Raw genomic sequence first — 15,783 nt, 5'->3', positions numbered from 1 at the left:
CTGAGAAATTCAGCAACAAATTTCAAACCATGTGAATGAAGTTAATTCAATGCTTAAAAATTTATGAGTATAAGAAAGGCTAATTTTCCAAAAATAACTGAGATTTCCGGAGTTTGATATCATTGAATCCTAGCCCTGATCGCAGCATTTGTTTGAGCTCATTTTAGGATTTCGGCGGCGGCAAAGCCGCCGCCGAAATCCTAAAATAGCGAGTGCGGAGAGCAGGAAACAGCTCCTGAAAAATGAAATATTTTTATGGCAAAAGAAAAAGTCTCATAAAATATGAGACTTTTTTGAGTAGTATGTAATATTTCTTAGTAATCTACATTTGATGTTTCTTCACCAATGTTCCAGGTAAGACCGAAACGAAGCGTGTTATCTAACGCAGTATTGATTTTAGACATATTAATCAGATAGGAAATGTCAAGACCGAAAGAACGGTACTTTAATCCGATACCTGCAGTGGCAAACTGTCTTGCTCCCTGTTCCTCACTTTCATGGAAATAACCTGTTCTTACAGAAAATGCATTGTCGTAAGAATATTCTAAAGCACCACTGTACATAATAGAATTAGGATTTTTAAATGATTTTCCGATACCTGCGATTGGTCCAACGTTTGGAACTTCGTAGATTGGCTGTCTTGTGTTCGGATCTGTTCCTATATATTCTGATCCCGGAACTAAGATTTTAGAACCTTCAACGCTTATACCCACTCTGTTCATGTCGTCAAGATACATGTCATAACCAACACCTAATCTTGCCATGGTCGGAAGATAAGACCTAGATTCCTCATTTCCGGTATAGTCTAATTTAGGACCAAGGTTCTGTACGGCAAAACCTGCATTCAGTTTTCCATCCATTCCTCCGAAACCTGAGAATCTTGGAGAAGTATAGTATCCGGAAACGTCTACTGCAAAAGAGTTTGCCGGCTTCAATGTAGTATCTGTATTGAAACCTCCGGCTAAATCTGAACGAATAAATCTACCGGTAACGGCCATAGAGTAAGAATCTGAAAGCTTAAGGGCGTAAGCAACGTCGATGGAGAATTCGTTCGGCTTTGAAGTGCCTAATGAAGTAACCTCGTTTCCTACTAACTGAGTAAGATCAACTTCTCCCATATTAAAGTAATAAATACTTGCAGAGATGGTAGATCTTTCTTCCTGCCCTAAAAATTTATGGAACGCTCCATATAATAAGAATACATCATTGGTAAGTTTTCCCATGTATGGAGTGTAATTCAATCCTACAGAAGAGCTTGTTCTGCTGAAAGGATATTTCGCGGCATTCCAGAATTGAGAAAAAGCATCCGGGGAAGTTACGACACCCTGATCCCCCATACCTCCAGCTCTGGCATCTGGCGCGATTCTTAAGAAAGGAGCTCCGGTTAATACAGGTCTTACAAGGCTTAAATCTTGAGAATAGCCTAAAAAGCCAGCACTTAACCCAATTCCTAAAAGCAGTTTAGTAGTTAAATTCATATGTTGTCTTTTATATATTATCAGTTTTTTATTGATATTATTATTGTTATTGTTTTAAAATTATTTCAAAAGTACCATTTTTTCTACAGCTATAGCACTTCCTTTGCATTTTTCTTGATTCTGACTTTTTGCAAATATCTTAAAAATATACGTACCTTTTGCAACTGTGGCACCAAAATCGTCTCTTCCGTCCCATTCTATTGCCTGACGTGGCGTTCTAAAGCCCTGTAGGAAGGGTTCTGCAACCACCGGCTGAGATAAAGTTCTTACCAATTTTCCGGTTATGGTATAAATCTGAACATTCACATCCAAAATATCATCACAATTATGCTCAAACTGAATATACGTTTTGTTGGTAAACGGATTCGGCCAGTTTAGCGGTCTGTTGATAACCAGGTGCTGATCGGCTTCATCCTTAACTTCAAAATTTAACGTTGCAGTTGTAGAATTATTGTTGATATCCCAAACTTTAAATGTCAATTGATGTTGTCCCACCGACAGGTTTCTGAAAGGATAAGTTACATTTCCCTTTTGATAGTCTGCCAGACTTGGGTTTAGACAGCCGTTTCCTTCTCCTGATGCATAAAAATCATTGAGTACAACAGTATTGATAATTTGTCCGTCCAAATATACTGTAATATCATGACCGATACCAGACCCTGTGGAATTAATTCCTGTATCGTCGGTAATGCACGCCAGCAACATAGGATTCTGATCTGTAATACCTCCTTCTGCAAAGTTAGTATTGTTCATATACAGTTTGACTTTTGGCGGTTCATTGTCATTGATACCATTCGGGTTGATATCACCTACCTGTACTGCCTGATTATTGAATACGTCACTTGCTTTGTTGTCTGCATATCCTAATATTCTTCCCTGTCCTACAGTATAGTTAATGTCTTTAGGAACATAGAATTCTACCGTGAATACACCATTTACAGCAGTTCCGGATGCTTTTACAATGGCACTTCCTTCTTCAGTGTATTGCAGAACGGGAGTTAGTCCGCCATCATTATTCAATGTTGTTTTATTTAATTTTTTATCAAAAATATTGATGACAACCCTTCCGTTGAAAGTGGTATTGACTGTTCCGTTTGGATTATTAATGTGTCCTTTTACTTTTACAAAATCCAATCCTCTTATCAGTCCGGGTACGGGAGTTTCTATATCATCAATAACAAGTAGTCGTTTTGGTCTGCTCAGTTTCATCGCAGGATCTCCCAGGAAATTAACCTTTAAATGGTCTGTAGCCGAACCTTTCTGTTTTTTAGCATTTAAATGCGCATATCCGAGACTTTCAAAATCATCATTGGTAAGCTTAAAAATACTCTGCGTAAATATATTGGTGAAATCAACACCGTATCCTACGTCAATAGCTCTGCTTGAAGTAATCATTGTTGCAGGACCGCCCTGTTTTAATTTAATGAACTGTTCCCCTGCAGATGCCGTTTCCGGTTCGTCCCAAAGGGTGAACTCGCAGGTAATGGTAGATACAAAAGGAAATCTGCTGTACACATTAGAGAAATTATTCGCATTCTGAACTTCAGATAAGGTTAAAACTCTTTCCTGAGCCCATCCGTTGATTCCTCCGTGTCCGAAATAAAAAATATACAAGCTGTTTCCGATGTCATTTGAAATTGCTTGATTTACCTGAGGATATCTTTGTCCGCCGGCAGTACTTTGAGCCTGGAAAGCGTCCAGATATAGTTTCCTTACGTTATATTCTTTAAGATCTGTTGTCGTAGGCTGCTCAAAAACCGTAACCAGAGAATTATTCATAACCGTGTGGAAAGGAGTTCCGCCATCATTATCATCATCCACTACGAAATCAAGTTTCATTTTCCATTCTCCAAAAGGGGTAGACTGCCCGGATAGATTATTGTAATAGGCTAAAGTCTTATCTATCATGTTAGCTGCTTCCGTTACATTGGCTGCAGGAAGCCTTCCTACAGGAAGATCAGGTAAATTATTTGAAATAAATTCGCTTGTCTGCGGTTTAGTCATCACAATATAATCATCTGTCACGAAAGATCTTACAACATCTGAAGATTCTTCACTTTGATAGCTCGTCACAACATTGGAATTATTGGAAATCCTGTTTTTAAAATCATATGAAGTATCTCCTAATATGAACACATATTTTAATGTCCCTAAAGGAGTATTGAGCTTCGTTACAAAATCCCTGATTGCTGTAAGATCTCTGCTTCCGCTTCCGAATTCGTTATAGATCTTGTCAGTATCTACGATCTGTACGTTATAATTATTTTTTGTCTGATGATAGTTGGCCAGCCTCTGTGCTTGCCCCATCATTTCAGGAACAGTAATAATCAGATAATCTACATTTTGTAATGCGGAGAGATTCTGATTGTTAATATGCCCTACAAACTGCGGAGAATAGGCGGCATCAGCTCTGAAAGCAACAAACTCATTATTGAAATTCTGGTCTGCCGTTGTATAAGCAAAGCTGAAAATTGTATTTCCTGCTGCTTTATTTACCCTTCTGTTGGCATTTGTAATATCGGTGATATCCCAGATCTGTTCGGCAGAAGAAGCGTTGGATAGACTGAATCCATAAGTAGTATTCGTGCCGCTTTCCAATGAAAAATCTCTAAAATTCATCTGAGTTCCGTTGAAATTAAGGTTGTCTTTATATTGTACCTCAAGATAGTCTACATAAAAATTTCCGTTGGGATTAACCGTGATATTAGGTTTAATATTGAATGTAATCTCATTTCCGCTTAATCCTGAAATCGTGCCGGTATATCTTACAGGATAAAACTCATTCGTCCCGCCGGAATTGGCAGCAGGAATAACAGCTGTAGAAGGATTTTGTGTATTAATATCAAAACTGATGCTGTTCTGTTGCGATTTGTATGCAACGACCTGTGCTCTGTATCGGATTACGTCACCTGCCTGTATAGGTGAAGCAGTATTGAAAGTTACTGTTTTGTCGGTTGTAAACGGAGTTTCTTCTACCCAGCCTCTTCCCACTTTCATCAGGTTTTTCTGATCGTTATTAATTACCTGGTAATTATCAAATCTTGTGATTGGAGGAGTAGAAGGCAGGTTTACATCTACCGCCTGAACTCTCTTCCCGGGACCTTTATCAAAATTTATATAGTAATACGAATAATCTTCGTAAATGTTTTTGACATTTTCGCTTCTGTCATTTCTTGTATCGATTCTCTTAAAACCGTTTCCGTTCGATGAGTTGTAAAGATTGTATCCATCAGGCCCCTGAGCGTAAAATAAAGCATAATCACCGTCATTCCACACGCCGTCATCTTCACCTACCACCTGAATAGCATTTTCCTGAAGTGCGCTATATCTGGCATCCTGGTTATGCTCAGGAAGCATAATTCCACCGTTTCCATAGATTCTGAAATTTTTAGGATTTACAGAAGAAGGATTAATGCCATTGTCCTGTAAAAACTGTTTTGTAATCTTGAAAATCCCGGATTTATCAACTTTAATTTTATAAAAATTTCCCGTAGATAAAGGATTGGTGTTGGTTCCTACCTTGAAGGTCCCTGCTAAATTGTTGGGAGTACTTGTTTCTGAAATTTCAAATGAAGATAATCTTTGTACCTGTCCCTTTATCTTTTTAAATAAAGCCACGTTGATGCTTGCGTAGCGGCCATCTTCCAGATTGTAGTATGTGATATCTTTAATTTCATAATCGGGGAGCAGATCTTTACTGATCTCAAATAAATCTTTCGGCGAAATATTTTCCCAGACAGGATTAGAAACTTTTAACTGCTTTTCGCCAACCTGTTGTTTAGTAGTTATAAAAATGTTATTTTGGCTGAATGAAAATCCTTGATTTTTAAAATTAGGGAGATTGAGTTTTGTATCACCATAATCCCGGATTTTAGAGCCATCCCATTTAATGGAGATTCTTTGAGCCCAGAGCATTGATACAAAGCTTAATAAAAATAAAAGCGAGATTTTTTGTTTCATGTTTATTTTTGAAATTTCTGAATTACAAAATAAATGAAAATTTTATAATTAAATTGTGATACAATAAAATTAATTTGTTAACGTTTTTCAAAAAAATCAACTCTTTACTTGATTTATTGAATAATTTATTTTTTCTTTGTACTTTGAAAATATTTATATCGACTATGAAAAAACTAAAGTTGTTTTCATTAATAGCATTAAGTTCTACACTTGCATTAACCAGTTGCGGAGGATCTAATAATGGCGGCGGTACTAAAAAGTTTGTCAGCAAAACAGGTTGGAAACCAAACGAAAAACAAGGTTGGTTTTTTGCAGGAAAGCAACAAAAGCAGAAAGGTTGGCCGGGAATGGTATATGTAGAAGGTGGAACTTTTACAATGGGATTAGTGAAAGATGATGTTATGCACGACTGGAATAACTCGCCTCGCAGGATGCAGGTAAGTTCATTCTTTATCGGGGAAACAGAAATTACTAACTACGAATACCGCGAATACCTTACATGGTTGAAGTATGTATTCCCACCAAGCGATCCTAGCTTCAAGGAAATCTACAATGGCGCTTTGCCGGATACCTTATTGTGGGACAACAAATTATCTAGAAATGATTACAACGAGACGTATTTCCGTTCTCCGGAGTTCGATTACTACCCGGTAGTGGGTGTTTCTTGGACTCAGGCAAACAGGTATTGCGAATGGTTGTCAGACAGAGCAAACGAAAAAGCTTTGATGCAAGCCGGAATTATTGCTAAAGATTTGTATATCAACGAGTCTAATAATCAAGGCGGAACTGCATTCAACATGGATAAATTCAAATCGAATGATCCTGAAATGCAGGGATATATTAACGAAAAAAGAATGCAGCAAAAAACAGGGTTGAAAACTACCAACCAAAGATTATTAGCTGCAAACAGAGCTCCGAACGCTGCTATGGTTACCAAATTCAGACTTCCTACTGAAGTAGAATGGGAATATGCAGCTTTAGGAATGGCAAAAAACAGAGAATACAACCAATATAAAGGTAAAGAACCTCAAATTGAAAAATTAAGAGGTAGCAAAGGAAAAGATAGAGGAATGTTCCTTGCCAACTTCAAAATGGGTTCTGGTGATTATTCAGGTATTGCAGGCTGGAAAAACGACGGAGCAGCACAAACTTCTGACGTAAGACAATTCCCTTCAAATGATCTTGGTATCTATGGGATGTACGGAAACGTATCAGAATGGACTGCTGATGTCTACAGACCTATTATTGATGAAGATTATAGCGACTTCAACTACTATAGAGGAAATATGCCTCAGGTTATTGTAAGAAACGGCGACGGAACTTACAAAATGGTAGATGAAAACAGCATTAAGTACGATACACTTGCAGATGGAAGATTAGTTTACAAAACACTTCCGGGTAAATTTGAAAGAGAAACGATTGCTGATTACAGAAACTTCAGAGATGGTGACAGAATGTCGTCTTTAGATTACAGAAGTGCATCTGATTCAACATCTTCTTATGACATGTATAATTCTCCTAAAACAAGATTTATTGTAGATGCTGAAGGAAAAGTAGTTCTACAAAAAGATAAGAAAGAAAGAACTTCTGATATTTCCAATGATATCAGAGTTGTAAAAGGAGGTTCTTGGCAGGATACAGCTTACTGGCTGGATCCGGGACAAAGAAGATATAAAAATCAGAACAAAGCCTACGGATGGATTGGATTCCGTGTAGCTCAAGATGCCAGAGCGAGTGATAAAGGTAGAACAAGAAGATAATAATATTTATCAAAATAATTTCAAAAAAACCTTCCTGAATTCTGGAAGGTTTTTTATTTTTGATGCCATGAATACAGAACAGTTTTATCCTTTGTTTTTACAGTCCGGAAATGTTATTATCGACAGTAGAAAAATTGAAAAAGATGATATTTTCTTTGCTTTTTCAGGCGAAAATTTCAATGCGGCTACATTGGCTGAAGAGGCGATTAATAAAGGGGCTTTAGCTGTTATTGTAGAGGATAAAGATTATGAAGATACGGCGAAGAATATTTTTTATGTTCCTTCTACGTTAGATTTTTTGCAGCAGCTTGCCATTTTTCACAGAGAAAAGCTTCAGATTCCTATTATTGGATTAACTGGCAGTAACGGAAAAACTACCACTAAAGAAATTATACATGCTGTTCTGTCTGAAAATTTTGATGTTCAGTACACGAGAGGGAATTTAAACAATCATATAGGTGTTCCTTTAACGATTCTTTCTATAAAGCCGCATCATGAAATGGCTGTAATCGAAATGGGAGCTAATCATCAGAAAGAAATTGAATTTCTATGCTCAATTGCACGGCCGAATTTCGGATACATTACCAATTTTGGAAAAGCGCATCTTGAAGGATTTGGAGGTTTTGAGGGCGTAATTAAAGGAAAATCTGAACTTTATGATTATCTTAAAAATAACAACCAGACAATTCTTATTAACGAAAATGATGCTGTACAGGTTGAAAAAACAGAAGAATATTCAAATAAAATAACTTTTGGTAAGTCGGAATCAGATTATCAGTTTGAATTGTTTTCAGAAGACAATTTTGTGGGACTATCTTATAAAGATCAAAAAGCTCTTTCAAAGCTTACCGGAGAATATAATTTTACCAATTTGTGTGCTGCCGCAAGTCTGGGGCTTCATTTCGGTATTGACTTCGGTAAAATCAGTCACGCTATTGAAAACTATACGCCAACAAATATGCGTTCTCAGATAGCTGAAAAGGGAGATAAAACACTGGTTTTAGATACATACAATGCTAATCCGAGTTCGATGGTAGCATCTTTACACAACTTTATTACTTTTGAGGGATCAAAAACCATTATTATTGGTGATATGCTGGAATTAGGTGATGAAAGTGAAAACGAACACAGAGGTATTCTGAACCTGGCTTTAAACTTAGGTTTTGATTATATCATCACTGTTGGCAAAAATTTTAAAGCTGTAAATGATACAGCATTAAGCTTTGAAAACACGCAAGAGCTGTCAGAATATCTAAAACAAAATAAAATAACCTCAAAAAATATACTTTTAAAAGGATCAAGAGGTATTGCTTTGGAAAAAGCGATAGATTTTATTTAAGTTTTGTATTCCAAAATTCTCGGATAATCAGTTTGATATTTTTGAATGTGCTTGGGAAAACTTCTTCTTCTATCTGAGCGGTATTTTTCCAGGCAACTTCAGTGATCCCTTCCTCAATTTGAGGTTTTGAAGTGTCTTCACCGTTAAAATTCATTTCAAACCAATGCGTACATTTGAGAATTTTGTCACCGTTTCTTTCGACATAAATGTGATATGTCGTGTTGATGAATCTTACCAGTTCCACGTTGGCAAGACCTGTTTCCTCTTCAATTTCCCTTACAGCAGATTCTTCACGGGATTCTCCTTTTTCCATTTTTCCTTTCGGGAGATCCCATTTTCCCAGTCTTTTGATGAAGAGAATATCTCCCTGAGGATTATTCACAATGCCGCCGGCAGCCTCAATGATTCTGAAAAGACCCTGGAATTGTGACCAGATTTCATCAATATTTTCACCGAAAATATTTAATTCCTTTACTGATGTATTTTCAAGAAGATCAAGAGCGATCTCCAAGCTTGTGACGTTTTCGTATCCAAGCGTTTTTTCTAAGTTTTCAGATTGCTTAGACAACAATAATTTTTTTTCGTTCACAAAAACTTTATACATATATTTGTAAGAATTAAGAATTTAATACAAAAATAAAAAATGAATTTAGAAGGACGAAAGATTATTGTCAATAAATCATCTAAAGACCTGGTAGAAATACTGAAATCACCGGAAAATTACAAAGATTTTATGCCGGACGGTCTTCAGAAGTTTGAAACGAGAGAAGACGGATTTAAATTCGGGTTGCAGGGAATGCCTGAGATTGCTTTAAAAATAGATGAAGTGAATGATCAGAAAGCGGTTTTGAAATCGGCTAGTTCCAGTCTGGATTTTTCACTGACTGCAGCGTTGCAGCCTCTTAACGAAAATCAGACAGAGGTTCAGATGTTGTTTGAAGGTAAATTTAATCCTTTTATTAAAATGATGGTAGAAAAACCTCTTCAGAATTTTATTAATACGCTTACCGATAAGATCGAAGCTTATAAATAAATCAAACCTCCGTAAAATGGAGGTTTTTTTATGCTATAATTCCGGAACTGTGATCTTGGCAGCTTCCTGTAGCAGATGAAAGTACATTGATCTCATTATTTATCCTAAGAATTCCCATAAAAGCGAAAACTAAAGCCTCTTTATAGTCAATGATTTCCTTGCTGGGAATGATAATTTCCGTATTTGTTTTTACCCTGATTTTTTCAATTAAATACTGATTGTACGTGCCACCGCCTGTAAAAAGTACATTGTTTAATTGATTTTGATTAAAAACTTCCGATATCTGATGAGAAATATGCTCTGTAAAAGTCGCCAGCAGATCGATTGCTTTATAATCTTTAAGTAGCGGGAAAATATTTTCATTACACCATTCGATACCTAATGATTTGGGATATACTTTTTTATAATAGCCTAATGAATTTAACCTTAAAAGAAGAGCTTCATCAATTCTGCCTTTTCGGGCCAGGTCTCCGTTTTCGTCAAAATTTTTATTGAATTCCTTAGCGATATGGTTCAGGATAATATTTACCGGTGCAATATCAAAAGCAATTCTGTGGTTTTTTGTTTTTAATGAAATATTAGAGAATCCACCCAAATTCAGGCAGGCACCGTATTCTGAAAATAGAAGTTCGTCACCAATGGGGACGAGTGGAGCACCATTACCGCCCATCAGTACATCCTGACTTCTGAAATCATAAATAACAGGTAAATCTGTCTCTAATTTGATCGCTCTTCCATCGCCAATCTGGAAGGTAAACTTTTTTTGAGGCTGATGAAAAACAGTATGACCGTGGGATGCAATTAAATCTACATTTTCAAGTCGATGCTTTTCAATAAAGTTTTTAACTTCTTTTCCTAAATAAAATCCGTATTCTGAGTTGAGTTGCAACAATTCTTCCGATGAAAGATGTATTGAACTTCTTAATTTTTCTTCCCAATCTGTAGGGTAGGGAAGTGTTTCAGCTTTTATAATTTCAAATTTCCATGAATTCTGCTTTTCAAATTTAGCAAAACAAATATCCAGCCCGTCCAAACTTGTTCCGGACATTAATCCTATTGCATGAAAAATCATAAAATTATCGTTTGTTTTCAGACAGTTGGTCGGTAGTGAAATCCCCGGAATTCTGATAAAAAACATATTCGGAGAAGTCATCTTTTGCAGTCATACCGTGTGCTCCGATCAGTGTAGAACCATCTTTCATGGTGACATATACCGTGTCACGGGTGTAAATTCTCTTTTTTCTCTGATCCCAAAATACGGTCTGCATGGCAAATCTTTCATTCTCATTGGTGGTAATTCTTACATCACCTCTGGCTTCATAGAATTGTTTGTAATCATAAAATTTGGCGTATTTTGCTTTGATCTTTCCAGGAACTTTTGGTTTCTTTTTATCAAAAAAAAGAATGTCAATACCTTTTCTGGCCACGGTGTAGGGACTGTCGATGAGTTCGTACTTTTCAATAATCGGAGCCTTTGCTCGCATCGTTACAAAACCGGAATCTCTTTGGATAATATTGGCGTTGTTGATGATTTGGGAGGGGAAATTCTTATTGTTTTTGTCTTTATTTTTCGTAAGGTCTTCCTCACAGGATATTATCATAAAAAATATAGCACAACTGAAAAGATATGCTATATTGTTTTTGTATGATATGTTTCTGAAAAGCTTCATTTTTAGTTGTACAAAGTCTTTCTAAACCATTTATCAGCAAAATTGAAACCTAGTTTAAGGTTTACATAATTCTGATTGATGAGATTATTTTTAAGAGTTCCTCTTTTTCCGACTTCAAGACCAATCTCCAAACCACTCATTCTGGTTATACTACTGTTTTTGAATGGAAGAAGAACACCTGCTGTAACCCCGAATTTATTAATATTCTGACCGGCAATCTGTAAGCTTCCTTTTTCATAAAATGCTCCATAGCGGTACACAATTCTTGAGAAATAGCTTCTGAAGTTATTGTAATTTGGTAAATACCATCCTCCTGCAGAAAATCTGTAGGAATCCTGCAGATCCAGAGATTGTCCGAAATAGGCAATGCTTTCCCCTTTTTTGTAATCTCCCTGCAAAGATAAGAACCACTTATTGTCTTCACCATAACCTACACCGACTGATGCTTTCACGGGTAAGAGGTTTTTAGAGTTTGTACTTTTTTGTTCAATGATGCTTTCATTTGCTTTTACAGTTCTTCCAACATCTGAGTAATAATAAGTACTGTTGAGATATTCGGTTACCATATTACTGGTATTACCGAATGTTGTGGTGGCACCAATTGTCAGTTTTCTATCGGTGCTTGTATTCAGATTCTGATAGCTTGCTCCTAAAGTAAAATTGAAGTTTCTGATACTATTTTTGGTTTCATAACCGTTAATAAGTTCTGCATTTGAAGCAGCAAGCTCATTCAGATCATAGAGATTTCCAAAATAATAGTTGGCTCTTGCTCCTACAGCGAATTTATCATTAATTTTATAGCCTAATGCAATCTGCGCAGTATTTAACGTTCCGCTTCCTTTGAATCTGTTTCCTATGGTTACTCCGGTTTCCTCGTTGTAATCCGTATGAACAATCTCATAGCTTTTGGAACTGTAAGGCTGATAAGAAAGACCCATTTTCAGTTTTGGTGACAATGGAAAAGCCAAAGAAATATTAGATAAATACGTAGAATGCTTTGTAGACTTCGTGTTATTATAATCTGTTTTAAAGTAATTGTTTTCGTTTGTAGCCTCCAGCTTGATACTTGTAAGCTCGAAATTCGCGTTATTTGCAGGGTTTGCAAAATTAAAATTACTTGTAAAATCGCTTATAAAAGCTGTTGATATACCTCCCATAGAGGTCGTTTCGATCGTATTATCATATTTTACATCCCCGATTCCATACGTTGCATAAGGTGAATTACTAAGATTCTGCGCGTTTAGGAAATACCCGACTGATATGAATGATAGTACAAAGATTTTTTTCATTCTTTATTTTTAAAACAATGCGCAAATATCTTAAATATTAATGAATTGTAAAAATTATATGAGGTTAAAGTTTGTTAAGGGGGATGAATAGATGTAATTGTGACAAATTGGAGGTCTTGTTGTAGTATTATTTTATACTTCCGTCATTTTGCAACCAATATTTCTTTTTCAGCACTCTTTTTTCCTTTTTGTTATGTCTGGTATATATTTGTATTTCATAATCAGGAGTAATGATGAAATCTTTAATATTATTTCCGTTCACTTTCATACCATCATTTTTCAATCCGCGCTATAAATTATATTTCTTTTAACATTTTTGCCTTGCTGTTCAATGCTTATCGTGGTTACTCCTCCATCAAATAAAAACTCAATCACGGCCTTTTTATAAGAGATATTATAACTTATAGAAATTATTCCACCTTGATTTATGTTTTTGACCATACTTTTTTTCGGTAATTGAGGTAAAAGATAGTTTATCTTTTCTAATTCTTCTTTATTTTTTGTCTTTTGATACACAAGTTCAATAGAAGTATTTTTAAACATACAATTTTGTTCGGTTCCTTCTCCAGTAGAGATATCGCTACAAATGGGATCAGTTAAATTTTCATCGTAGATTTTATATTTACCATTAGAATGATAATAGCAATCTATTAGTTTATTCCATAAAGAAATATTAAATTTTAAATTTATAGGATTATCTATATCATTTGTTACATCAAGTAATTTTTTGCCTGAAGCATCAAAAACAATCCATCCGATAGTATTTTCTTGAGAATCTGATTTATCAAATAGTTTAATTGTAAGTTTGGAATCATCTTTTTTTTCAATATATAAATTAAAATTATCAATGAATTGGTTTTGAATAGAAGATGTAGATATTATTTTTTTCAATAAGTTAAAGCAATCATTATCTTCCTTTTTTAAATCATTATTTTTTAAAACTCCGATCGCAGTTAAAGTATCAATTTGTGTTTTTACTAATTTTGTATTTTCATGTTTTTTACAAGATGTAAACAACATTGTAGTAATTAATACTATTAAAAATAATCCGTTATTTTTCATCTTTAAAATCATCAACTATTTTTGACTTAATTCCCTTTAGACTTTCTCTGTATTTTTCTTGTGCACTGGTTTCATTTGCATTATACCATCTTGCATAATTTCCGTTATATCTTTGTATGTATTCTGCTTTATACTCCATCCCTGCCAAAACAGATGGTAATTTTACAAACATTTTTGGCTTGCTTTTTTCCTGTGCATTTCCTCCTTGCCTGCTTAACCCTTTTCCTTCCATGTGACTCCAAGTTCCAATTGGAGTATATTCTGAATGTTTATTAAATGTTGTTGGATCCCATCCATAATAAGGTGGTGGGCCATGGACTTCCATACCTCCAGTTCCACAATTTCTATATTGTTCTGAGGTGAAATGAGTAGTTTCCAATCTATACATTTTTTCTACAATAACTGCGATATCTCTACCATATTTATTATAAATGTAAAGTAAAGCTTTTCTGGCATGATGTTCTGTAAATCCTTCTTCTCTGCTGTCATTTGATATTGGTTTAATTCCAAAAGAATTATTATAACCTTCTTGCAAAATTGCTAAAGAATCTATTAGATCCGGTCGTCTATTGTATGGTTTATTTCCATTTGAGAGTGGATTTTTTTTAATATCAAAGCCAAGAGAACCCATGAAATGTTCAAAATGTATCATAAATATCGTTTCTCCTTCTATTTTCATCAATGGAATATATTCTTTAGTTCTTGGAATATATTTAAGCAGTTTTCCTGTTTTTCCTAATTCCATTTTTTGAGTTACTTTATCATTCTCTTTTACCTTAATACTTTTGGGATCCAATTCCCCATATCTAATTATAAAATCTCTTCCATCTTTTAATGTGTGTCTTACAGTAATTTGATGAGTTTTGCAATAAAAAGATTTCACTTCTAAAACAACTCCATCTGCAATAGCAACGATTGTCTCATAAGGCTTTGTATATAAATCTCGTGCTGCATGTTTTCTTTTTCCTTTATCTCTGTTTGAGTTAAAGGTTGTCATATTTGAGCCTTGTTTAGCCGTCCAATTTCTGGATTTCCCCCCATTTATTACCTGTGTCATTTTCTGGTTTAACTAGCAAGGGAAATATTATTAATTTCTCTTCCTCTTTCCTCTCTTCCTTTTTCAATTCACCCACACTCACAGGACTTCTCCCTTCAGGCTTTAATATTGTCGGCGATTTTTCTTTTGTAGAAGTTCCCTTGCTTTCTCCCCAATCCCAAAGCTCTTTCATCTTATCGATAGCAGTATCTATAATTCCCTTTTCTTCCTTTTGGCTTGCCGGTTTCTGTTCTGCGGGCGAGCCTTTGGCTTTGGATATTACAGGTGGCTGATAAGGTTTAGGTTTGTAATATTGCGCATACGGATTTTCAACTTCTACATTCTGTGTTGCGTGTTTATTATGCTTGTAATATTCGACGGTTACATAAAACTCAAGCTTTTCGGTATTAACTTCACCCTTCATCGCCTTTTGCATCAATGCTTTAGTTAGCATAAATTCTGCAACCGCAACACCATTTTTATCTATTTTCGCTTTTTGAATTTCTATGGAAGTATTTCCTGCATTATGTCCTGCTCCTTTGGCATCGTCTTCCCAAAGCGTAAACACGACCTCTTTGTTAAACATATTTATGCAATAAGCTTTGGCTCTCAGTCTTTCCATAAAGCTGAAAGAATTTCCTTTAGTATCATCAATATAATAAAGCTCTACCTTACTTATTTGCGAAATTTTGTTTGGTTTTGGAGTGATGATGATCCCGTGGCCTTCCGGCGCATAAAGATAACCTTCTAGTCTGTAGGTATGTCCTAAAGACGCTTCTCCAAAAGTGAAGCTGCTGTCTCCTTTTTTCCTGACGTTGCTAGTAGTGAATTTTCCGTCACTTCTTTTCCTGAAAAGCTCCCAGGTTACGGATTTCAAATTTCTCTCTGAAGATGGGGTGTCGGGATACCAGTCCGAGACGTGATAAGTGTTCTTTTCTCCAACAACGGGAGATGTATTTCCGGATATTGCTGAAACTCCTTTTTTAGGCATTTTTACATCATTTGGTTTTTCCAAATTTATTAAATTATAGAATATAAAATTGTTTTCTAAGAAATAATTGTGAAAAATATTGTATCTGAAAACAAGAAAAGGTACATAATTCACAATTTATTTGTAAAGTAAAATTCATGGTTCACAAATCATGCGTTCCAAAAA

At 35.4% G+C, this 15,783-nt stretch carries 13 protein-coding genes; 3 read left to right on the top strand and 10 right to left on the bottom strand.

From position 1 onward, the window contains the following. Nucleotides 1-314: 314 nt before the first annotated feature. Nucleotides 315-1,478: a type IX secretion system outer membrane channel protein PorV gene (porV, locus tag BLR30_RS14935; RefSeq protein ID WP_089860684.1), complete on the bottom strand. Its 1,164-nt coding sequence runs from the start codon at nucleotides 1,476-1,478 to the stop codon at nucleotides 315-317. A gap of 60 nt (nucleotides 1,479-1,538) precedes the next feature. Next, nucleotides 1,539-5,438, bottom strand: coding sequence for a type IX secretion system sortase PorU (gene porU, locus BLR30_RS14930; protein WP_089860682.1), 3,900 nt, complete (start codon nucleotides 5,436-5,438; stop codon nucleotides 1,539-1,541). 164 nt (nucleotides 5,439-5,602) lie between these two features. Here porU and gldJ point away from each other — a divergent pair, with 164 nt between their 5' ends. Together gldJ and BLR30_RS14920 are read left to right on the top strand one after the other, a co-directional pair. Further along, nucleotides 5,603-7,198 (top strand): gliding motility lipoprotein GldJ, encoded by a 1,596-nt coding sequence (gldJ, locus tag BLR30_RS14925; RefSeq protein WP_089860680.1) that lies wholly within the window; start codon nucleotides 5,603-5,605, stop codon nucleotides 7,196-7,198. 67 nt (nucleotides 7,199-7,265) lie between these two features. Next, nucleotides 7,266-8,537: a UDP-N-acetylmuramoyl-tripeptide--D-alanyl-D-alanine ligase gene (locus BLR30_RS14920; protein ID WP_089860856.1), complete on the top strand. Its 1,272-nt coding sequence runs from the start codon at nucleotides 7,266-7,268 to the stop codon at nucleotides 8,535-8,537. Here BLR30_RS14920 and BLR30_RS14915 read toward each other — a convergent pair. Beyond that, nucleotides 8,530-9,141 (bottom strand): NUDIX hydrolase, encoded by a 612-nt coding sequence (locus tag BLR30_RS14915; RefSeq protein ID WP_089860678.1) that lies wholly within the window; start codon nucleotides 9,139-9,141, stop codon nucleotides 8,530-8,532. The genes BLR30_RS14920 and BLR30_RS14915 overlap by 8 nt on opposite strands. A gap of 39 nt (nucleotides 9,142-9,180) precedes the next feature. Between BLR30_RS14915 and BLR30_RS14910 the strand changes: the two genes are divergently transcribed. Continuing rightward, nucleotides 9,181-9,570: an orotate phosphoribosyltransferase gene (locus BLR30_RS14910; RefSeq protein WP_089860676.1), complete on the top strand. Its 390-nt coding sequence runs from the start codon at nucleotides 9,181-9,183 to the stop codon at nucleotides 9,568-9,570. A gap of 28 nt (nucleotides 9,571-9,598) precedes the next feature. Here BLR30_RS14910 and BLR30_RS14905 read toward each other — a convergent pair whose 3' ends face one another. The 7 genes from BLR30_RS14905 to BLR30_RS14880 all read right to left on the bottom strand — a co-directional run bounded on the left by BLR30_RS14905 (nucleotide 9,599) and on the right by BLR30_RS14880 (nucleotide 15,642). Next, on the bottom strand, nucleotides 9,599-10,642 hold the full coding sequence (locus tag BLR30_RS14905) for an anhydro-N-acetylmuramic acid kinase (RefSeq protein ID WP_089860673.1): 1,044 nt from the start codon (nucleotides 10,640-10,642) through the stop codon (nucleotides 9,599-9,601). 4 nt (nucleotides 10,643-10,646) lie between these two features. Then, nucleotides 10,647-11,240: an LPS export ABC transporter periplasmic protein LptC gene (lptC, locus tag BLR30_RS14900; RefSeq protein WP_089860671.1), complete on the bottom strand. Its 594-nt coding sequence runs from the start codon at nucleotides 11,238-11,240 to the stop codon at nucleotides 10,647-10,649. Nucleotides 11,241-11,242: 2 nt separating this feature from the next. Continuing rightward, entirely contained in the window at nucleotides 11,243-12,529 is a 1,287-nt protein-coding gene (locus tag BLR30_RS14895) for a hypothetical protein (protein ID WP_089860668.1), read from the bottom strand. 127 nt (nucleotides 12,530-12,656) lie between these two features. Further along, the gene (locus tag BLR30_RS17805) at nucleotides 12,657-12,797 is read right to left on the bottom strand and encodes a hypothetical protein (RefSeq protein WP_175443674.1); all 141 of its coding nucleotides are present in this window, start codon (nucleotides 12,795-12,797) and stop codon (nucleotides 12,657-12,659) included. A gap of 11 nt (nucleotides 12,798-12,808) precedes the next feature. Beyond that, nucleotides 12,809-13,591, bottom strand: coding sequence for a hypothetical protein (locus BLR30_RS14890; RefSeq protein ID WP_089860666.1), 783 nt, complete (start codon nucleotides 13,589-13,591; stop codon nucleotides 12,809-12,811). Continuing rightward, nucleotides 13,581-14,648, bottom strand: a complete 1,068-nt coding sequence (locus BLR30_RS14885) for a M23 family metallopeptidase (RefSeq protein WP_089860664.1) — start codon at nucleotides 14,646-14,648, stop codon at nucleotides 13,581-13,583. The genes BLR30_RS14890 and BLR30_RS14885 overlap by 11 nt, the downstream gene beginning before the upstream one ends. Then, nucleotides 14,602-15,642 carry a hypothetical protein gene (locus tag BLR30_RS14880; RefSeq protein ID WP_139164641.1) on the bottom strand — a complete coding sequence of 347 codons (1,041 nt, stop codon included), beginning with the start codon at nucleotides 15,640-15,642 and terminating at the stop codon, nucleotides 14,602-14,604. The genes BLR30_RS14885 and BLR30_RS14880 overlap by 47 nt, the downstream gene beginning before the upstream one ends. Between the last annotated feature and the right edge of the window lie 141 nt (nucleotides 15,643-15,783).

The sequence above is a fragment of the Chryseobacterium taeanense genome, from assembly GCF_900099685.1.
Taxonomy (GTDB): Bacteria; Bacteroidota; Bacteroidia; order Flavobacteriales; family Weeksellaceae; genus Chryseobacterium; species Chryseobacterium taeanense.
The sequence above is the reverse complement of the archived record's forward strand: the minus strand, read 5'-3'. Positions and strand labels throughout refer to the sequence as shown.